A 19885-nucleotide genomic window follows, 5' to 3' on the forward strand; every position below is an offset into this window, starting at 1 on the left:
GGCAGCGGACTCCACTGATGATTAGGGAAGGCTAACCTAACATCTCAGTGGTGGGGTCGGAGGTGCGGGCCCGGTGCTCACCCACCCGACACCGAACAGGGCAGGCCGAGACCCTTGACGGCCGCCGCGACCAGGACCTCCGGGGCCGACGAGAGATCGAGGACGAGCACCGACTCGTCCGGCCCGGCCGGCTCCAACGTGGCCAGCTGCGACTCCAGCAGACTGGCCGGCATGTAGTGCCCCTCGCGCTTTGCCAGTCGCGCCCGGATGACCTCCGCCGGCCCGTCCAGGTGCACGAAGTCCACAGGGAGCGGGCCCCGACGGAGCACGTCGCGGTACGACCGCTTCAACGCCGAGCAGGCGAGCACCGTCGAACGGCCCTCCGCGCCACGGTCGGCGATCCACGCGGCGATGTCCCGCAGCCAGGGCGCCCGGGTGGCATCGTCCAGCGGTACGCCGGACCGCATCCGCGCCACGTTCTCCGGGGAGTGGAACTCGTCCGCCTCGGCGAACGTCAACCCGGTCGCCGCGCTGATCCCGCGTGCCACGGTGGTCTTGCCGGCCCCGGAGACGCCCATCACCACGACGTGCCGGGTGGGCCGGGCGCCGCGCCGCTCACCAGTCATGGACCGTGCCGTCCTTGAGCCGGTTGAACGGCAGGTACGCCGGCTCGTACGGGAACCGGGCCGCCGCCTCCTCGTCGAGCTCCACCCCGAGCCCCGGTTGGTCGCCCGGGTGCAGGTAGCCGTCGGTGAAGGTGAACGACTGCCGGAACACCTCGTTGGCCAGCGGGGTGTGCTTCATGTACTCCTGGATCCCGAAGTTGTGGATGGCCAGGTCCAGGTGCAGCGCCGCCGCCATACCCACCGGGGAGATGTCGGTGGGGCCATGGATGCCGGACTTGATCTGGTACTGGGCGGCGAAGTCGAGCAGCTTGCGCATGGCGGTGATGCCACCGGTGTGGGTGACGGCGGACCGGACGTAGTCGATCAACTGCTCACGGATCAGGGTCTGGTAGTCCCACACGGTGTTGAAGACCTCGCCGATGGCCAGCGGGGTGGTGGTGTGCTGGCGGACCAACCGCAGCGCCTCCTGGTTCTCGGCCGGGGTGCAGTCCTCCAGCCAGAACAGGTCGTACGGTTCGAGGGCCTTGCCGAGCTTGGCGGCCTGGATCGGCGTCATCCGGTGGTGCCCGTCGTGCAGCAGCGGCAGCTCCGGGCCGAACTCGTTGCGTACCGCCTCGAAGACCGACGGCAGGTGGCGCAGGTACGCGCGGGTGTCCCAGTCCTCCTCGGCGGGCAGCGGGGTGCGCTGGGCGGGTTCGTAGTCGTAGCGCTGGCCGGTGGCGCTGGGCTGCGCGGCCACGCCGTAGACCGCGTTGATGCCCGGCACCGAGGTCTGCACCCGAATCGACCGGAAGCCCTCGTCGAGGTGGCGGCGGATCGAGTCGAACAGCTCGGGAAGGTCGCGACCCGAGGCGTGCCCGTACGCCATGATGCCGGTGCGGGACGCGCCGCCCAGCAGTTGGTACAGCGGCATGCCGGCAGCCTTGGCCTTGACGTCCCAGAGTGCGACGTCCACCGCGGCGATGGCCGCCATGGTGACCGGGCCTCGCCGCCAGTACGCCGACCGGTACAGGAACTGCCAGGTGTCCTCGATCCGGTGCGCGTCGCGCCCCATCAGCAGCGGGGCGACGTGGTCGCGCAGGTACGAGGCGACGGAGAGTTCACGGCCGTTGAGCGTGGCGTCGCCCAGACCGGTGATCCCCTCGTCGGTGGTGATCTTCAGGGTGACGAAGTTCCGGTCGGGGCTGGACACGATGACGTCTGCTGCGACGATCTTCACTGGGGGCCTTTCCGTTAGTGCCGGTCGGGGTCTCACCACTCCGCATAGGAGCCGTCGGGGTGCCGCCAGGTGGGGCTGCGCCAGGCGTGCCCGCGCTTGTCAGCGGTCCGCACCGCGTGTTCGTCGATCTCGATGCCGAGGCCGGGGGCGGTCAGCCGGGCCACGTACCCGTCGACGAAGGTCAGCGGGGTCTGGTCGAGGCAGTAGTCGAGCACCTCGGCGCCCTGGTTGTAGTGGATGCCGATGCTCTGTTCCTGGATGAGGAAGTTGGGGGTGGCGAAGCCGACCTGCAGGCAGGCGGCGAGGGCGATCGGCCCGAGCGGACAGTGCGGGGCGAGCTGCACGTCGTACACCTCGGCCAACGTGGCGATCTTGCGAACCTCGGTGATGCCGCCGGCGTGCGCGAGGTCCGGCTGGGCCACGGCGATGCCGGCCTGCAGCACGGGCAGGAACTCCTGCCGGCTGTAGAGCCGCTCCCCGGTGGAGATGGGGGTGGTGGTGCAGCGGACGACCTCACCGATCAGGTGCGAGTTCTCCGGAACCACCGGTTCTTCCAGGAAGAACGGCCGGTACGGCTCCAGCAGCGGGGCGACCCGCCGGACGTTGGCGAGAGTGAACCGGCCGTGGAAGTCGACGGCGACGTCGCGGTCGTCGCCGAGGACCTCGCGGGCGACGGCCACCCGCCGCACCACCGCGTCGAGGTCGGCGACCGAGGCGAGCGCGCCCATCGGCCCGGACGCGTTCATCTTCACCGCGGTCAGGCCCGCCTCGACCCGGGCGCTGATCTGGTCGCGGATCTCGGCGGGCTCGTCACCACCGATCCAGCCGTAGACCCGGATCCGGTCCCGGACCGGCCCACCGAGGAGCTGGTGCACGGGGGCGCCGTAGTGCTTACCGGCGATGTCCCAGAGCGCCTGGTCCAGACCGGACACCGCGCTGGCCAGGATCGGGCCGCCCCGGTAGAAGGACCCCTTGGTCAACACCTGCCAGTGGTCCTCGATACGCAGCGCGTCGCGACCCGTGAGCAGTTCGCTGAGCTGGTCGACGGCCGTGCGTACGGTCTCGGACCGGCCCTCGCAGGTCGCCTCACCCCAGCCGACGATGCCGGACTCCGTCTCGATCCGGACGAACAGCCAGCGCGGCGCGACCAGGAAGGTCTCCACCTTCGCGATCCTCGTCATGACCCGGTCAGCCCTTCGTGGCACCGGCGGTCAGGCCGGAGACGACGTACTTCTGCACGAACAGGGCGATCAGCATGATCGGCAGGGTGACCACCGTCGCGGCGGCCATCAGGCCGCCCCAGTCGATGCTGGCGTAGCCGACGAAGTCGAAGATCGCGACGGGGAGCGTCTTCGTGTCGGAGCCGGAGAGCACCAGGGCGAACATGAAGTTGTTCCAGGAGAAGATGAACGAGAGGATGCCGGCGGTCGCGACGCCCGGCACCGACAGCGGCAGGGTGATCCGCCGGAACGCGCCGATGTGGGTCAGCCCGTCGACCAGCGCCGCCTCTTCCAACTCGGTCGGCAGGCCGTCGAAGTAGCCCATCATGATGTAGACGATCAGCGGGAGCGACACGAACATGTGGCTCAGGATCAGCACGCTGAACCCGCCGACCAGCTTCAGGTTCGAGAAGACGTAGTACCAGGGCACCAGCAGCGAGACGCCGGGGATCACCCGGGCCATCAGCACGACGAGCGCGGACTTCTTCATGCTGAACCGGCTCATCGAGTACGCGGCGGGCACGCCGAGCAGGAGCGAGAGCGCGGTGGCCGCGAACGCCACCCAGAGACTGTTGCCGATGAACTGGAGATAGTTGGCCTGCTGGAGAACTGTCTCGTAGTTCTTCAGGCTGGGCGAGAAGACGAACGCCTTGGCGGTGTCGTAGATGTCCACGTTGGTCTTGAACGACGCGGCGATCATCCAGAGCAGCGGCGCCATCAGCGCGAAGACCACGACCACCAGCGCCGAGGTGCGGAAGACGCGGTACGGCTTGCTCGGCTTCATCGGCCCAGCCCCTTCTTGCGATAGGTGAGGGCCCACATCACCCCGATGATGATCAGGAAGAAGATGATGAGGACTGTCGACGAGACGCCGTAGTCGTTGTAGTCGAAGCTGAGGCCGTAGGCGTACACGTTGAGGGTCTCGACCTCGTGGAACGACCCGCCGCCGCGACCCTTGGTGGCGTAGAGGATGTCGAACGTCTTGAGCGCGTCGATGCCGCGCAGCAGGATGGCGACGATCACCGTGGGCATCAACAGCGGGAGGGTGACGTGCCGGAACCGCTGCCAGCTGCTGGCGCCGTCGATCCGCGCCGCTTCCTGCGGCTCGTCGGAGAGCGAGGTGAGCCCGGCGAGCAGGATCAGCACGACCATCGGGGTCCACTGCCAGATGTCGATGAACATCGTGGTCGGCAGGGCCGAGTGCTGCCCGGCCAGCCAGGGCTGCGGGCCGATCCCGATCCAGCCGAGCAGTTGGTTCGCCATCCCGATGTTGGGATCGAAGATCAGCCGCCACATCATGCCGACCGCCACCGGGGTGGCCACCAGTGGCAGGAGGATCGCGACGCGGACCCACTTCTCACCGCGGAAGGGTCGCCACAGCAGCAGGGCGATCGCCATGCCGAGGATGACCTCGAAGAACAACACGACGCCGGTGAACAGGACGGTACGCCAGACCGCCGGCCAGAACCGATCGGTGTCGGTGAGCACGTCGAGGTAGTTCTGGATTCCGATGAACTCCGACTCGGCGCGCACCGAGCCCTCGGCGTCGGTCAGGCTCAGATAGCCGGTCCACGCCACCGGAAAGATGATCAGCACGGCGACGAAGAGCATGGCGGGTGCCGCGAAGAGCCACTTGCGGTGCTCGTTCGTCCACCGTGACCAGGCGGAGTCTTCCTGGACCGCCGCAGGGGCCTCGGGCGTGTCGGTGCGGGGGGTGATGACGGCTGACATGAGGGGTCTCCGGGTTCGGGGGTCAGGTCCCGGCGGGGCGGCGGAGCCGGTCGGCTCCGCCGCCCGGCGGTCGGGCTACTTCGCCTCGTCGTCGAGGAACTTCTGGAACGCCGCGTTGGCCGTCTCCGCCGAGGCGGCGGCGTCCTTGCCGGTGATCGCGTCCACGATCGGCTGGCCGACGATCTCCCGCGCCTCGGCCACCTTGACCACCAGCGGACGGTCGTGGCCGACACCGTTGGCGGTGCTTACCGTGTTCGCCTCGGCCAGGTCCTTCGGGTAGGAGGCGGTACCCGCCGGGTTCGCCCAGACCGAGGTGCGGGCACCGGGTACGCCGGCCGTCTGCTGCGCCAGCGCCTGTTCCTTGCCGGCCGCCCACTGGATGAACTTCCAGGCGTTGTCCTTGTTCTCCGAGCTGTCGTTCACCCCGAGCGCCCAGGACGGGATGTTGTACGGCTTCGAGCCGGCCGGGCCGGCTGGGAAGGCCGCGAAGCCGACCGTGTCGACGACCTTGGACTTGGTCGGGTCGGTGGCGTTCTTGTAGAGCGAGTTGGCCTCGGTGTAGAAGGCGGCCTTGCCCTGCGTGAAGATCGCCATCGCCTCGGACCAGCTCATGTCGGTGCTGATGTTCTCCGGGCCGTGGTCGCGCAGCAGCCCGCCGTAGTAGGCGTACGCCTGCTTGGCCTGCTCGGTGTTGACAGTCGCCTTCCCGCTGGAGTCCACGAAGTCGCCGCCGAAGCTGAAGAGGAAGCTGGAGAACTGGGTGACGGCGGCGGCCTTGCCGGTACGCGCGACGAAGCCGGCGACGCCCGGGTTGTCCGCCTCGATCTTCGCGGCCTGCGCCTTGAGCTCGTCGAGCGTCTTCGGTGGCGCGGTGAAGCCGGACTTCGTCAGCAGGTCCTTGCGGTAGTAGAGGACCTCCTGCTCGGTGATGATCGGCAGCCCGACCACCTTGTCCTCATAGGTCGTCGCCTGCATCGGGCCAGCCTGGAAGTCGCCGATCTCGAAGGCGCTGTCGGACTTGGCCCTCTCGCTCAGGTCGGCGAGGTACTTGTTCTTGGCGAACAGCTTTCCCTCCTGCAGCGGCCGGTACATCATCACGTCGATGTCGTCGGAGCCGGCGTTCAGCTTGACGTTGTACTGGTCGGAGAGCTGGTCCTCACCGAGCTGGGTGACGTCGACGGTGAGGCCGGACTGCTTCTCGAACTCCGGCAGGGCCTTTCTGATGTTCTCCGTCCACACATGGTTGACGAGTGTCACGCGAACGGTCTTGGAGTCTTCGCCGCCGCCGTCGCCACCGCAGGCGGTCAGGCTCATGGCGGCGACCACGGCCAGAGATGTGCCGATTACCAGTCGACGTCGCACGCTGTCTCTCTTTCTGTCGTGGCCGCCGCCCCCGAGAGAGCCGCTACCTCGGCGTTACATCCGCTTAACATCGGGATGCTAGGCCGAAAAAGCTGATTACCTCAAGAGGTAGATGCAAATGATATGATCTTTGAGTGGAACCGTCCTCACCAGAGGTTGCAGCCGCTTCGCCCCTCCCCGCCGAGTCCGGGCTGCACGCGCGCGTCCTCGACCACCTCGGCACCGCCATCTGCGGCGGTGAGCTGCCCCCCGGGTCGGTCCTCAACATCGACGAGCTGGTCGAGCGGTACGCCGTGTCCCGCTCGGTCGTCCGCGAGGTGCTGCGGGTGCTGGCCTCGATCGGCTTCATCGAGGCGCGTCGACGGGTGGGCGTGCTGATCCGGCCGGCGAGCGCGTGGAACGTCTTCGACCCGCAGGTGATCCGCTGGCGTCTCGCCTCGGCGGGTCGGATGGCCCAGCTCCGGTCGATCACCGAACTGCGCACCGCGGTCGAGCCGCACGCGGCCTTCCTGGCCGCCAGCCGGATCGGCCGTGACGAGGCCAGCGACCTGGTCGGGTTGGCGGCGAAGATGTGGGCGGCCGGCGAGGCCGGCGACGAGGAACGCTTCCTGCACCTCGACATCGAGTTTCACCGGCGGGTCCTGCTCGCCTCCGGCAACGAGATGTTCGTCCGGCTCCAGGAGCTGGTCGCGGAGGTGCTCACCGGCCGGCACAAGCACCACCTCATGCCGCACCACCCGCACGAGCAGGCCCTCCAGATGCACGCCGATGTCGCCCAGGCGATCCAGCGGCGCGACGGTGAGCGCGCCCGGCAGGCGATGGTGCAGCTGATGGAGCAGGCCTTCGACGAGATGAAGTCGCTGTGGGAGCAGACCGGCGGGCCCGAGCACGGCACCGGGTAGCGACCAGCGCGTGCGTCAGTCGGTACGGAGGCTGCGCGTCAGGACCGGGATCATCACCGTCGCGGCGACGAGGTGCAGCCCCAGCAGCGCGGCGATGGTGGCCGCGTTCGCCCCCGAGACGAACGGTGGGATCAGCGAGAGCGCGGTCAGCGCCACCGCCGTCCACACGAACCGGTGGGCGGGGCGCGCACTCCACCACAGGAGAGCGCCGGCGATGACGACGCCCACCACCGAGAAGAAGCCCGTCACCACGGCGAACCCGGACAACGGGATCGTCTCGCCGCCGCCGTCGGGGATCGCGAAATCGACGCCGACGGCCCGAGCCAGCGCGGCGGCGAGGGTGGTGGCCACCATCGCCGCGAGCGTGGCGACCAGGCCGGTGCCGGCAAGCCTCCGCAGCCGGTGACCCCGGCGGGGCTGGCCCGGTGTCGGGCCGGCGGCGATCTGGGTGTCCTCAGTGCTGGTCATGGCGTCTCCATCGACGGTGAGCTGGCGTACCGGACTGGTTGACTGGCGTGGGACGTCCCGTGGCGTACAGACGCGCACCGTCGCCGTGCGGCGGCCGGGGTTGCGCAGAGCGCGGACGCCGGTGCCGCGCAGCCAGAACCCGGCGTCGCGTCCGAGGACCGGCCCTGGTTCGCCGTCGCGCAGCTCCAGCTGGATCCGTCCGCTGGTGACGACGGCGAACGCGTCGGACCACTGCGCCCCGACCACCGCCGCGCGGGCGCCCCCGGGCAGGGTCAGCGTCCGCATCGGGACTACTCCCTGCCGTCGGCCGGCAGCCGCGGCGGCAGACCGAGCCGCGGGAACTGGTCGGCGTGGAAGATGAAGACCTCGGTGATCGCGCCGCCGGTGACGCGCAGGACGTCGATCGTCAGCGGCAGGTACGCGCCCTCCTGCTCGCGCCAGTGGTAGAAGGCGACAGCGGGTTGCCGGTTCACCGAGGTGGGCACCGCGCGCAGGCCCGTCATGGCGTCGAAGCCGTCCTCGACCCAGTTGCTCAGCACCGCGTCGCGGCCGACGGACAGGCCCGGCGTGGGCGGCATCGAGGAGCGGACGTCGTCGCGCAGCATGGTGGCGAGCGCGTCGACGTCGGTGGCCACGCTGGCGTCGGTGAAGCGGCGCACCAGCTCGCGCGTCCCGGCGTCCTCGTCGCCGCCGACCCAGTCCTGCCGCTCGGCGGGCAGGTGCTCCCGCATGCCGGCGCGAGCCCGCTGCAGTGCGCTGTTCACCGAGTTGACCGAATCCCCGAGCAGCTCCGCGACGTCCTTCGCCGGCCAGCCGAGCACGTCGCGCAGTATCAGCACGGCCCGTGGACGCGGCGCCAGGTGCTGGACCGCGACCAGGTACGCCAGCTCGATCGTCTCCCGCGCGACGGCAACGCTCTCCGGCTCGTCCCCGTCGCCCGCGGGCAGCTCGTCGAGCAATCGGTCCGGGTAGGGCTGCAACCACAGCACCTCACCGCCGGTCGCCGGCTCCGGGCGGCGCTTGGCGAGCAGGTCCAGGCAGGCGTTGGTGGCGATCCGGTACAGCCATGCCCGGAACGTCGACCGCCCCTCGAACGTCTCCCGCCGCCGCCAGGCCCGCAGGAACGTCTCCTGCACCGTGTCCTCGGCGTCCTCGAACGAGCCGAGCATCCGGTAGCAGTGCACGTGCAGCTCCCGCCGGTGCCGCTGTGCCAGCCCCGAGAACGCCGGCTCGTCGACCTCGCCGAGACCGCTCACAACCATCTCCTGCAGCCGTGTGTCCGCACTCATCACGTCATCCTTCCGCCTCGTCATGTCCTGTCGGAGGTATGACGGGCGCGGACGCGACAACTCATCACTCGGGATGGGCGCTCGTCGGCGGCGGGCGATGGCGGGGTGGTGCTGGGATCATGTCCAGATGAGCGAGGAGCAGGCGCGGGTGCTGTCGCATCGAGGTATCCGGCGGCCGTACTGATCCGACAGCGACCGACGGCAGCTGGTCGCACCAACCCGCACGGTCGTCGTGGGGCAGACGCCCCGACCAGCCTGATGACTCACAGGCATCATGATGCCTGTGAGTCATCACGCTCGCGGGCGCATCCGCCGCTCGGCGGAGCACCCGGGTCCCCGATGGCTCCGATCAGCACCCGCCCGCACGGCCTGGGGGACGCGGCGCGGTGCTACCGGGCGGTGCCGCCGCCCGATCGGCCCGCACCGGCGGAGGGCCGGTGCGCGATGCGAGGTGCCCGCACGGCGGAGGCGTTGCCGGCTCCGGGGCGGTGGTCGCGCGCCGCGCTGGCCACCATCTCGTCGGGGTCACGGGTGAGGGCCTGCCGGATGTGCGGCGGAACGACGTCGGACGTGGCCATCGCCAGTCGGACCTGCACCGCGCGGTCGTCGACCAGCCGGGCCAGATCCGCGTCGCTCAGCTCGACGGCCCGCACCAGCGCGGCACGGACGTCGACCACCGGGTCCGCGGCGAGCGCGCTGCGCTGCTCGGCGGTGGTCCGTGGATTGCGGGCGACCCCCTTGCGTACGCGTGCGGTGCGGTCGGCCAACAGGGCGGTGATCACGTCGGGGTCGTGGGTGTGCGTGGCGAGTCGTTCCCGTACCTCGGGTGACACGTCGTCGATCAGCTTGGCGGCCAGCTCCGGCTCCAGCTCCCGACTCTCCGCGAGCAGGCCGCGAAGCTCCTTGTCCGAGGTCTGCGCCATGACCTGGCGGATCGACTCGTCGCACGCCGGGTTGCCGGCGACCGCCCAGCGGACCCACCGGTCGGCGTCCTTGACCAGGCGCATGAGGTTGGCGATCGAGGTGGAGGGGTTCCTCGCCACCGCCTCCCGGACCTGACGATCATGGTCGCGGGTGAGCGGTCGCAGGGCTTGCGCGGGTGCGTCGGCCCGAGCGGCGACCGCCTTGCGGACCAGTACCGACGGGTCGGAAGCCAGGTCGATAAGGGTCATTTGTGGCGTTGTGGGGTCCTGGGCGAGCGCGAGTCGAGCGTCAGCGCTCCCACCGATCGGACGGTGGGCGGTGGTGCCGGACCCGCTGTGACGGTCGGGCTCGCCGACGTCCTGCTGTTTCCCCATCGCGCAATCATGTCACGCGCCCGATTCGGCAGGATCGGCCGCGGGCCGCGCCGGGGCAGGTAGGCGCAGGCCGGACATGCCTCCGTCGACAGGCAGCGACGAACCGGTCACCGACCCGGTCGCGGGCGACGCGAGGTAGACGACGGCGGCGGCCACCTCGTCGGCGGTCACCAGGCGGCCGATCGGCTGCCGCGAGGCCAGGTGCCGCTTCTCCGCCGTCGGGTCGGCGGCGCCGGCGAGCAGGCGGGCCACCCAGGGCGTGTCGACGGTGCCGGGGGCGACGCAGTTGACCCGGACGCCATCCGTCACCAGGTCGGCGGCCATGGCGAGGGTGAGGGCGTGCACGGCACCCTTCGACGCCGAGTACAGGGCGCGTTTGGGCAGACCCGTGGTCGCCGCGATCGAGGAGATGTTGACGATCGCCGCGGACGACGACCGGCGCAGGTACGGCAGGGCGACGGCGCTGGTGCGGGCCACACCGGAGACATTGACGTCGAGTACCCGGCTCCACTGCTCGTCGTCGTTCTCCTCCACCGTGCCCACGGCCGAGATCCCGGCGTTGTTAACCAGGATGTCGATGCCGCCGAACGCCTCGGCGACCGCTGCGACGGCCGTGCTCAGCGAGGCGCGGTCGGCCACGTCCGCCCGGACGCCGAGGACGCCGTGATCCTCCGGCAGACCCGACAGCTCCAGGTCCAGGACACCCACCCGGGCGCCGGTGGCGGCGAACGCCCGCACACACGCGAGCCCGATCCCCGATCCGCCTCCGGTCACCACTGCCACCAGACCGTCACACCGCATGCTGCTCTCTCCTTCCGAGTAGTTGACGCACCGCCGTCAGGTTGGCCGCGCGGTGAAGCGCGCCCCGAGTCAGACCCAGGCCGGCCCGTCGGGGTACGCGTACGTGGCGAGGCTCGCCGGACGCATCGCGGCGGAGAACCCCGGCGCGCTGGGCGCCACGTAGTGCCCGTCCTTGATCACCACCGGGTCGAGGAAGTGCTCGTGCAGGTGGTCGACGTACTCGACGACCCGGTCACGCATCGAGCCGGACACCGCCACGAAGTCGAACATCGACAGGTGCTGCACCAGCTCGCACAGGCCCACTCCCCCGGCGTGCGGGCAGACCGGCACCTCGTACTTCATGGCGAGCAGCAGGATGGCGACGTTCTCGTTCACGCCGCCCACCCGGCAGGCGTCGATCTGAACGACGTCGACGGCACCGGCCTGGAGCAGCTGTTTGAACACCACCCGGTTCGCCACGTGCTCGCCGGTGGCGACCCGGATCGGCCCGCCGTCGGGTGCGCTGGTGGCGAGGGCGGACCGGATCGCCGCGTGGGCGAGCACATCGTCGGGGCTGGTCGGTTCCTCGATCCACCACGGGTCGTACGGCGCCAACTCGCGCATCCGGTCGACCGCCTCGGCGACGTCCCAGCGCTGGTTGGCGTCGAGCGCGATCCGGATCCGCGGGCCGACCGCCTCGCGGGCGATCTTCAGGCGGCGTACGTCGTCGGCGGCGTCCGCGCCCACCTTCAGCTTGATCTGGGTGAACCCGTCGGCCACGGCCTGCCGGGCCAGCCCGACCACCTTGTCGTCGGAGTAGCCGAGCCAGCCGGGCGACGTGGTGTACGCGGGGTAGCCCCGCTCGGTCAGCCGGGCGATCCGGTCGGCCCGACCCGGCTCGGCGGCACGCAGGATCTCCAGTGCCTCGTCGGGGGTGAGGGCGTCGGTGAGGTAGCGCCAGTCGACCAGGTCGACGATCTGCTCGGGGCTGAGGTCGGCCAGGTAGCGCCAGACCGGCTTGCCCGCCCGCTTGGCGACCAGGTCCCACATCGCGTTGATCACCGCTGCGGCGGCGAGGTGCATCACGCCCTTCTCCGGGCCGAGCCAGCGCAGCTGCGAGTCCTGGGTGAGCGAGCGGGCGAACGCACCGAGGTCCACGGTGTCCGGGTCCAGGCCGACCACGTACGGCACCAGCGCGTCGATCGCCGCCCGGCAGACGTCGTTGCCCCGCCCGATGGTGAAGGTGAAGCCGTGCCCGTCCGGGCCGTCGTCGGTGCTCAGCACCAGGTACGCGGCCGAGTAGTCGGGGTCGGGGTTCATCGCGTCGGAACCGTCGAGGTCCCGCGAGGTGGGGAACCGGACGTCGTACGTGTCGACGGAGGTGATCACCGCCATCAGGCGTCCCGGAGCGTGTTGCGCTGCCGACCGAGGCCGTCGATCTCGACCTCCATCACGTCGCCGGCGGTCAGGTACGGGAAGCGGCCGGAGAGCGCCACTCCCTGCGGAGTGCCGGTGTTGATGACGTCGCCCGGCTCCAGCACTGTGTACTGGGACAGGTGCCAGACCAGGTACGCCACGTCGAAGATCATGTCTTTGGTGCTGGAGTCCTGTCGGGGCTCGCCGTTGACCCAGGAGCGCAGCCGCAGCGCCTGCGGGTCGCCGACCTCGTCGGCGGTGACCAGCCACGGGCCGAGCGGTTGGAACGTCTCGCAGGACTTGCCCTTCGACCACTGACCGCCGGAGACGGCGAGTTGGAAGTCCCGCTCGGAGACGTCGTTGGAGAGGACGTACCCGGCGATGTGCCCGAGGGCGTCGGCGGGCGAGGCGAGGTAGCGGGCCGGTCGGCCGATCACCACCGCCAACTCCACCTCCCAGTCCGTCTTCGTCGAGCCACGCGGGATCAGGACCTCGTCGTGCGGGCCGACGACGGTGTTGGGCGCCTTGTAGAAGATGATCGGGTCGGTCGGTGGCGCGGCGCCCGATTCGGCGGCGTGCGCGGCGTAGTTCTGCCCCACGCAGAGCACCACCCCGGGCCGGGCGACCGGTGCGCCGACCCGCTGACCGGTGACGTCGATCTCGGGCAGGTCGGTGGCCTCGCGGACCCTCCGCACGCCGTCGCCGGCGAGGAACTCGCCGTCGATGTCGGCGGTGAGCGACGAGAGGTCGAAGTGCCTTCCGTCGGCGAACAGCACGGGGCGTTCCCGCCCCACGGGCCCGACGCGCATGAACTTCACGAACCAACCTCCAGTGCATAGGTACGAGTCGCGACACAAGCCGGACGGCTGCTCGCGTCGATGATCACGGCGTCGGCACCTGGCTCGGCAGCAGACCCTCGGCCTTGAGATCGGCCCACAGCGCATCGGGCACGTCCCACTCGAACATCGCCACGTTGTCGGCGATCTGCTCCGGGTCCCGGGCGCCGACCACCACGCTGGTGACCGCCGGGTGCCCGAGCGGAAACTGGATCGCCGCGGCCCGCAGCGGTACGCCGTGCCGCTCGCACACCGACCGGATCGCGGTGGCCCGGTCGAGCAGCCTGCGGCCGGCCGGGGCGTAGTCGTAGGGGGCGCCCGGGCTCGGGTCGGCCAGCAGGCCCGAGTTGTAGACCCCGGCGGCGATGATCGCGATCCCCTTCGCCTGGCACAGCGGCAACAGCTCGTCGAGGCCGGACTGGTCGAGCAGCGTGTACCGGCCAGCGAGCATGAAGCAGTCGAAGTCGCCGGCGTGGGCCAGCTCGACCAGCGCCGGGGCCTGGTTCATGCCGGCGCTGACCGCGCCGATCTCGCCGGCCGCCCGCAGCTGCGCCAACGCCGGGTACGCCCCGGCGACCGCCTCGGCGAGGTGGTCGTCCGGGTCGTGGATGTGCGCGATGTCGATCCGGTCCAGCCCCATTCGGGCCAGGCTCTCCGCGTGGGAGCGGCGTACTCCGGCGGCGGAGAAGTCGAACCGGGGCACGAGGTCGGTCGGCTCGGCCCAGAACTCCTGCCGGTCACCACCGTCGGGGACGAGCAGCCGACCCACCTTGGTGGAGACGGTGAACGCGTCGCGCGGCTTGCCGGCGAGGACCGCCCCGGCGCGTCGCTCGGAGAGGCCGCAACCGTAGAGCGGGGCGGTGTCGAAGTAGCGCAGCCCGAGATCCCAGGCCGCCGCGACGGTGGCGTGCGCGACCTCGTCACCGACGGCGTCGAACATCCCGCCGATCGGGGCGAGCCCGAGCCCGAGCCGGGTCACCACCACGTCGGTACGCCCCACTGTCACTCGTTCGACGGCCTTCACGCGACAACCCCCTGCCCGTCGTGGATGAACCGGATCACCGACTGACTCATCCGCTCGTAGTCGTGGTCGTTGTCCAGTTCACCAACGATGGCGAACTCGCGCATCACCGCGATCCGGTCGGCGAGGGTGACCATCTCCGGCAGGTCCGACGAGATCAGCAGGATGGCCATTCCGCGCGCGGCCAGGCCGGCGATCAATTCGTGGAAGGCCCCCTTGGTGCGCACGTCGATGCCGACGGTGGGCTCGTCGATGATGAGCACGTCGCAGTCGGCCGCCAGCCACTTGGCCAGGCTGACCTTCTGCTGGTTGCCGCCGGAGAGCTGACCGGCGTGCTGGTCGGGCGAGGCGAGTCGGATGCCCAGCCGGTCGGCGTACTCGTCGACGAGCGTCCGCTCGGAGCGGTCGCGGACGAGTCCCAGCCGGGCCAGCCGGCGCCACACGGTCACCGCTGTGTTGCGGGCCACGGTCTGGTCGAGGAAGAGGCCCTCCTCCTTGCGGTTCTCGGTGACGTAGCCGATCCGGTACCGGTGCAGGGCGTCACCCACGTCCCGGATCCGGGCCGGCCGCCCGTGCACCCGCACCTCACCGGTGGTGATCCGGTCGAGGCCGAGCAACGCCTTGGCCAGTTCGCTGCGGCCCGCACCGACGAGCCCGTACAGGCCGACGATCTCGCCGGGGCGAACGGTGAGGCTGACGTCGTGGTGGCCGGCGGCGGTGGCGACGTGGTCGAGCGCCAGCGCCGGTTCGACGTCCGCCGCGACGGCCCGGGCGGCGAGGTGCACCTGCTGGTACGCCCGGCCGACCATCAGGTCGACGATCTCCTCGCGGCTGTGCTCGGCGAGGGGTTCCGCCTCGGCGACGCTGCGCCCGTCGCGCAGCACCGTCACCGTGTCGGCGATCGCGAAGACCTCCTCCAGTTTGTGGCTGACCAGCACTGTGGCGTGACCCCGCTCGGACAGTCGACGCACGATGCCGTAGAGCCGGTCGGCCTCGTCGTTGGTCAGTGACGCGGTCGGTTCGTCGAGCAGCAGCACTGTCGAGTCGGCCGACAACGCCTTGGCGATCTCCACCAGCTGGAGTTGGGCCACCGACAGCCGCGACACCGGCAGGTCGGGGTCCAGGTCGAGGTCGAGCAGTTCGAGGCAACGGCGAGCCTCGGTCCGTAACGCCGCCCGGTCGACCAGGCCGGCGCGGCGGGGCAGATGTTGCAGGCAGATGTTCTCGGCGACGCTGAACGCCGGGATCAGGTTCCGCTCCTGGTGCACCACGCCGATGCCGGCCCGCTGGGCGTCCTGCGGGTTGCCGAGCTGCACCGTACGCGGTTGCCCGTCCGGTCCGGGCAGCCGCAGCTGCCCACCGTCCGGCCGGTACACCCCGGTCAGGATCTTGATCAGGGTGCTCTTGCCGGCGCCGTTCTCGCCGAGCAGCGCGTGCACGCTGCCGGCGGTCACTGTCAGCGTCGCCTCGTCCAGGGCGCGCACCCCGGGGAACGTCTTGACCAGTTTCTCCGCGGCCAGCACGACGCTCATCGGGTACCTCCGGAGAGCTTGTCGCGGAACTGCCCGAGCAGCACCGCGCCGAGGACCACCGCGCCGATGATGAGGTCCACCCACCGCCGGTTGATGTCGAACTGCGACTGGCTCACGTCGACGAGCCGTACCAGGAAGGCCGCGAGCACCGTGCCGGTCACGCTGATCATGCCGCCGGCCAGGGCCACACCGCCGATGATCGGTGCGGCGAAGCTGGGCAGCAGCAGGTCGTCGCCGATCGAGGCGTTCACCGAGCCGAAGGCGGCCACCACGATCACCGCGGCGAAGCCGGCCAGCAGCCCCGACAGGGTGTGGGCCAGCACCAGCGCCCGGTCGTTCGAGATGCCCGACAGTCGGGCGGCGAACGGGTTGCCGCCGGAGGCGAGCAGGTGCCGGCCGGGCACCGTACGCCGGAAGAAGAGGGCGACAGCGACGGCGCTCGCCACCGCCAGCAGGAAGACCACTGGCACGCCGGCCAGCGACGCCTGCCCGAACTCCCGCAGGCCGGGCGAGTAGCCCTGGTAGGTGCCGGTGCCGTTCACCCCGTACCGCAGTCCTTCGAGGATCGTCATGGTGGCCAGGGTGACGATGAACCCGTTGATCCGGGTGAAGATCACCAGCAGGCCGTTGACCAGTCCGACGACGGCGCCGAGGGCCAGCGCGGCGAGCACCGCGACCGGGGCGGGCAGCCCGGCGTCGATCATGAGCCAACCCGAGGCCATCGCGCAGAACCCGGTGAGCACGCCCACCGAGAGGTTCATCTGACCGACGGCGAGCACCACCATCTGGGCCAGGCCGATGACGATCGGCAGGGCGAGGAAACGCAGGAAGGCGTCCAGGGTGCCGGCGGTGAGCAGGTTGAAGTCGGTGGCGACCGCGAGCGCCGCGAACCCGAGCGCCGCGATCACCGCGAGGGTGAACTCGTTGGTCCGGATCAGGCTCCTCATGACGGTGACACCGCCCTTCGCTCGGCGAGCACGGCCCGCAGCCGGTCCAGCGACAGCGCCGCGAGCAGCACCAGTCCGATGTAGAGCTTCAGTTCCTCCAGGGAGAACTGGAGCAGGTTGAGTCCCTTGTAGATGACCTGGGTGAGGGTCGCCCCGAGCGCGGTGCCGAGGACGCTGACCGCACCACCGGCGAGCAGCGTCCCACCGAGCACCGGGGCCAGGAACGACGGCAGCAGGAACGACTCCCCGATGGTGGCGGAGAAGGCACCGTTGTTGGCGGCGAGCAGGAACCCGGCCAGCGCGGCGAGCAGCCCGCTCAGCGCGTGCGCGGCGACCACCCGCCGGTGCGTGGGAATACCGGACAGCTCGGCGGCGACCGGGTTGGAGCCGGTCATCAGGATCTCCCGGCCCAGCCGGGCACGCCGGAACAGCAGCCCGACACCGAGCGCCGCGGCCACCGCGATCGGCACGACCAGCGGGATCCGGGGCCCGCAGACCTCGCCCATGCAGTAGTCGGCGAAGGTGTCGAAGCGCAGCGCGGAGAGCCCACTCGGCTGCACCGCGAACGACACCCCGCCGGTCGCCCAGGTGTAGAGGATGGTGACCAGGCCGAGCAGCCCGAAGTCGAGCGCGAGGGTCACCACGAACGAGTTCACTCCGGTCTTGGCGATGAGCAGGCCGGCGAGCGCGCCGATGCCCGCCCCGACGGCGAGTCCCACGAGCAGCCCGACCAGCAGCGGTACGCCGAGCCGGTCGTAGGCCAGGCCCATCGCGAAGGTGGAGAGCGCGGCCATCCGGCCCACGGCCATGTTCATGTGCCCGAGCGACAGCACGGCGAGTTGGGCGAGACCGACCACGGCGTACACGCTGATGTCGGCCTGCAGCGGTGCCAGGGTGAGGCGGGGGTCGAGGAACGCGGGGGTGAGCGACGAGAAGAGCGCGACCAGCACGGCGATGACGATGAGCAGGCCGAGCCGGGGGTTCGCCCAGACCGGCAGGGCCCTGGTCGGCGGCCGGGGCTCCGCGGCCGGGGGTGCCGCCGACGCCTCCGGCGCTGTTTCCGTCTTCACGCCACCCTCCTGTCCTCGATCGCGTCGCGGTCCCAGTCGATGCCGAGGCCCGGCTCGTCGGGGGCGAGCGCGTGGCCGTCGACGATCGCGATCTCGGTCCGGGTGATCGCGCGCAGTTGTGGGATGTGCTCGACGTAGCGGCTGTTCGGCACGGCCGCGCAGAGGCTCACGTGCAGTTCCATCAGGAAGTGCGGGCAGACCACCACGTTGCAGGCCTCGGCCAGGTGCGCCACCTTGAGCCACGGGGTGATGCCGCCGATGCGCGCCACGTCGACCTGGACGACGCCGGCGGCCTGCCGACGCAGGTACTCGGCGAACTGGCCGATCGAGTACATCGACTCCCCCACCGCGACCGGGATGCTGGTCGCGCGGGCCAGCAGTTCGTGTCCCGCGATGTCGTCGGCCGGCAGCGGCTCCTCGAACCAGGCGAGCTGGTGCGGTTCGAGCAGCCGGGCCCGGCGGATCGCCTCGGCGGCGGTCAGCGACTGGTTGGCGTCGACCATCACGTCGACGTGGTCGCCGAGGGCAGCCCGGACCGCGCCGATCCGGGCGGCGTCCTCGGCCGGGTTCGGCTTGCCGACCTTCAGCTTGACGCCGGGCCAGCCGGCCGCCTGGGACGCCTTCGCGCCGGCGACCAGCTCGTCCTCGGTGAGGTGCAGCCAGCCGCCCTCCGTGTCGTACAGCGGGACGCGGTCCTTGGCGCCACCGGCGAGCACCCACAGCGGCAGACCGGCGGCGCGGGCGCGCAGATCCCACAGCGCGGTGTCGATCGCGGCGAGCGCCAGCGAGGTGATGGCCCCGACGGCGGTGGCGCGGGTGGCGGCGTGCAGGTCACGCCAGATCGCCTCCACCCGCGCGGCGTCGCGGCCGACCAGGTGCGGCAGCAGGTAGTCGCGCAGCAGCGCGAGCACCGCGGTGCCGCCGGTCCCGATCGTGTACGCGTACCCCGTGCCGTGCCCGTCGTCGGCCGTGCGCACCTCGACGAAGATCGTCTCCTGCTTGAGGAACGCCTGTACCGCGTCGGTGCGGACGGTCTCCACGGGAATGTCGACGAGGTACGCCTCGGCCGTGGTGATGCTCGACATCAGCTGCACTTGAGCAGGTCGCCGTCGAACTTCTTCCGCAGTGCCTCGGTGGTGGCGGTGCGGTCGGCCTCGTAGCCGTCCAGGTTGTCCTTCGTCACCACGAACGAGCCCGAGTCGATGGTTACCCCGGGTTCGGCCATGGTGCAGCCGCCGCTGAGCTTCATCAGGGCGTACGAGCCGACCTGGGCCTGACCGACGGGGTTCTGCAGGACGGTGGCGGCCACCGAGCCGCCGCGCAGCCCGTCGAGGACCGTCGGGTCGTCGTCGATGGCGATGACCTTGATGGGCAGCTTCGACTGGCGGACACCCTCGGCCGAGGCGACCGCCGGGTTGTAGGCGGTGTTCACGATCCCCTGGATCTGCCGGCCCTTCGCGGCGAGGAGGTCGGCCACGGCCTTCTGCGCGCTCTGCAGGTCCTTGTCGATGTCGGTGACGCTCTGGATCAGGGTCACCTTGCCGCCGGTCTCGGCGACCGCCTTCTCCACGCCCGCGATCCGGCGTTGGGTGTTGGAGTCGACCTTGTTTCCGGTCAGGTGGACCAGGTTGCCCTGACCGCCCATCGCGTCGATGGCGGCCTTGGCGCCCTTGTACGCGGCGACCTCCACGTCGGTGGAGAGGCAGAAGTCGGCCTTGTTGGCGCCGGCTGGGCAGGAGGCCAGCGAGCCGACGGGGAAGCCCTGCCGCTTGAGGTCCTCGAAGGTGGAGTTGATGTTGTCGGGTGAGACGCCGAAGACCCCGAAGGCGTTGTAGCCCTGCGCGGCGAGGGACTTGAGCACGTCGTTCTGCTTGGTCTGGTCCCAGCCCGCGGTCTCGTTGAAGGTGACGTCGCCGAGCGCGAGCTCCGACTTGGCGGTTGCCCCGGCGTCCTTCCAGGGCTGGAAGTACGGGTGCGAGCCGCCGGGGACGAGTGCGACCTTGACCTGCCCTGGCTCCCGACCCCCGGCTTCGGCGTCGGTGGTGTCGCTCTTCTTCGTGCAGGCCGCGGTGGTGCTGGCGAGGGCCAAGACGGCGAGGCCGGAGCCGATCCGGGACAACATTCTGCGCGACATGTTCGTCTCCTCAGGGTGGTGGGGTGAGACGGCG

At 70.5% G+C, this 19885-nt stretch carries 19 protein-coding genes; 1 reads left to right on the top strand and 18 read right to left on the bottom strand.

Annotated features, from left to right (window positions below):
* Positions 1–77 precede the first annotated feature (77 nt).
* The 6 genes from IF22_RS0109785 to IF22_RS0109810 all read right to left on the bottom strand — a co-directional run bounded on the left by IF22_RS0109785 (position 78) and on the right by IF22_RS0109810 (position 6158).
* Positions 78–626, bottom strand: coding sequence for a gluconokinase (locus IF22_RS0109785; protein WP_051708288.1), 549 nt, complete (start codon positions 624–626; stop codon positions 78–80).
* On the bottom strand, positions 616–1845 hold the full coding sequence (gene manD / locus IF22_RS0109790) for a D-mannonate dehydratase ManD (protein WP_030330497.1): 1230 nt from the start codon (positions 1843–1845) through the stop codon (positions 616–618). Before manD ends, IF22_RS0109785 begins: the two co-directional genes overlap by 11 nt.
* A 32-nt stretch (positions 1846–1877) precedes the next feature.
* A complete protein-coding gene (dgoD, locus tag IF22_RS0109795; RefSeq protein WP_030330498.1) occupies positions 1878–3026 on the bottom strand; it encodes a galactonate dehydratase in 1149 nt (382 codons plus the stop codon).
* Positions 3027–3033: 7 nt separating this feature from the next.
* Entirely contained in the window at positions 3034–3849 is an 816-nt protein-coding gene (locus IF22_RS0109800; RefSeq protein ID WP_030330500.1) for a carbohydrate ABC transporter permease, read from the bottom strand.
* Positions 3846–4796 carry a carbohydrate ABC transporter permease gene (locus IF22_RS0109805; RefSeq protein ID WP_209444522.1) on the bottom strand — a complete coding sequence of 317 codons (951 nt, stop codon included), beginning with the start codon at positions 4794–4796 and terminating at the stop codon, positions 3846–3848. Before IF22_RS0109805 ends, IF22_RS0109800 begins: the two co-directional genes overlap by 4 nt.
* 75 nt (positions 4797–4871) lie before the next feature.
* Positions 4872–6158, bottom strand: coding sequence for an ABC transporter substrate-binding protein (locus tag IF22_RS0109810; RefSeq protein WP_030330502.1), 1287 nt, complete (start codon positions 6156–6158; stop codon positions 4872–4874).
* A gap of 134 nt (positions 6159–6292) precedes the next feature.
* Here IF22_RS0109810 and IF22_RS0109815 point away from each other — a divergent pair, with 134 nt between their 5' ends.
* Complete coding sequence (locus IF22_RS0109815; protein ID WP_030330504.1) at positions 6293–7060, top strand: FadR/GntR family transcriptional regulator; 768 nt, start codon at positions 6293–6295, stop codon at positions 7058–7060.
* Positions 7061–7075: 15 nt separating this feature from the next.
* Here the strand turns inward: IF22_RS0109815 and IF22_RS35855 are convergent, their stop codons facing one another.
* The 12 genes from IF22_RS35855 to IF22_RS0109875 all read right to left on the bottom strand — a co-directional run bounded on the left by IF22_RS35855 (position 7076) and on the right by IF22_RS0109875 (position 19851).
* Entirely contained in the window at positions 7076–7813 is a 738-nt protein-coding gene (locus tag IF22_RS35855; protein ID WP_030330506.1) for a DUF6069 family protein, read from the bottom strand.
* Between the two features lie 5 nt (positions 7814–7818).
* Positions 7819–8817 carry an RNA polymerase subunit sigma-70 gene (locus tag IF22_RS0109825; protein WP_030330508.1) on the bottom strand — a complete coding sequence of 333 codons (999 nt, stop codon included), beginning with the start codon at positions 8815–8817 and terminating at the stop codon, positions 7819–7821.
* 389 nt (positions 8818–9206) lie between these two features.
* Positions 9207–9989 carry a hypothetical protein gene (locus tag IF22_RS0109830; RefSeq protein ID WP_156057422.1) on the bottom strand — a complete coding sequence of 261 codons (783 nt, stop codon included), beginning with the start codon at positions 9987–9989 and terminating at the stop codon, positions 9207–9209.
* Between the two features lie 138 nt (positions 9990–10127).
* Positions 10128–10916 carry an SDR family NAD(P)-dependent oxidoreductase gene (locus IF22_RS0109835; protein WP_030330511.1) on the bottom strand — a complete coding sequence of 263 codons (789 nt, stop codon included), beginning with the start codon at positions 10914–10916 and terminating at the stop codon, positions 10128–10130.
* Between the two features lie 69 nt (positions 10917–10985).
* Entirely contained in the window at positions 10986–12290 is a 1305-nt protein-coding gene (locus IF22_RS0109840) for an enolase C-terminal domain-like protein (RefSeq protein ID WP_030330513.1), read from the bottom strand.
* On the bottom strand, positions 12290–13129 hold the full coding sequence (locus tag IF22_RS0109845) for a fumarylacetoacetate hydrolase family protein (RefSeq protein WP_030330514.1): 840 nt from the start codon (positions 13127–13129) through the stop codon (positions 12290–12292). Before IF22_RS0109845 ends, IF22_RS0109840 begins: the two co-directional genes overlap by 1 nt.
* Positions 13130–13193: 64 nt before the next feature.
* Positions 13194–14171 (bottom strand): aldo/keto reductase, encoded by a 978-nt coding sequence (locus IF22_RS0109850; RefSeq protein WP_030330515.1) that lies wholly within the window; start codon positions 14169–14171, stop codon positions 13194–13196.
* On the bottom strand, positions 14168–15700 hold the full coding sequence (locus tag IF22_RS0109855; RefSeq protein WP_030330517.1) for a sugar ABC transporter ATP-binding protein: 1533 nt from the start codon (positions 15698–15700) through the stop codon (positions 14168–14170). The genes IF22_RS0109850 and IF22_RS0109855 overlap by 4 nt, the downstream gene beginning before the upstream one ends.
* Positions 15697–16647, bottom strand: a complete 951-nt coding sequence (locus tag IF22_RS0109860) for an ABC transporter permease (protein WP_036411135.1) — start codon at positions 16645–16647, stop codon at positions 15697–15699. The genes IF22_RS0109855 and IF22_RS0109860 overlap by 4 nt, the downstream gene beginning before the upstream one ends.
* Entirely contained in the window at positions 16644–17717 is a 1074-nt protein-coding gene (locus IF22_RS0109865; protein WP_030330521.1) for an ABC transporter permease, read from the bottom strand. Before IF22_RS0109865 ends, IF22_RS0109860 begins: the two co-directional genes overlap by 4 nt.
* Positions 17714–18802, bottom strand: coding sequence for a mandelate racemase/muconate lactonizing enzyme family protein (locus tag IF22_RS0109870; protein ID WP_030330523.1), 1089 nt, complete (start codon positions 18800–18802; stop codon positions 17714–17716). Before IF22_RS0109870 ends, IF22_RS0109865 begins: the two co-directional genes overlap by 4 nt.
* Positions 18802–19851 (bottom strand): sugar ABC transporter substrate-binding protein, encoded by a 1050-nt coding sequence (locus IF22_RS0109875; RefSeq protein WP_030330524.1) that lies wholly within the window; start codon positions 19849–19851, stop codon positions 18802–18804. Before IF22_RS0109875 ends, IF22_RS0109870 begins: the two co-directional genes overlap by 1 nt.
* Positions 19852–19885: the final 34 nt, after the last annotated feature.

The organism is Micromonospora parva (assembly GCF_000718515.1).
In the GTDB taxonomy this organism is placed as follows: Bacteria; Actinomycetota; Actinomycetes; order Mycobacteriales; family Micromonosporaceae; genus Micromonospora; species Micromonospora parva.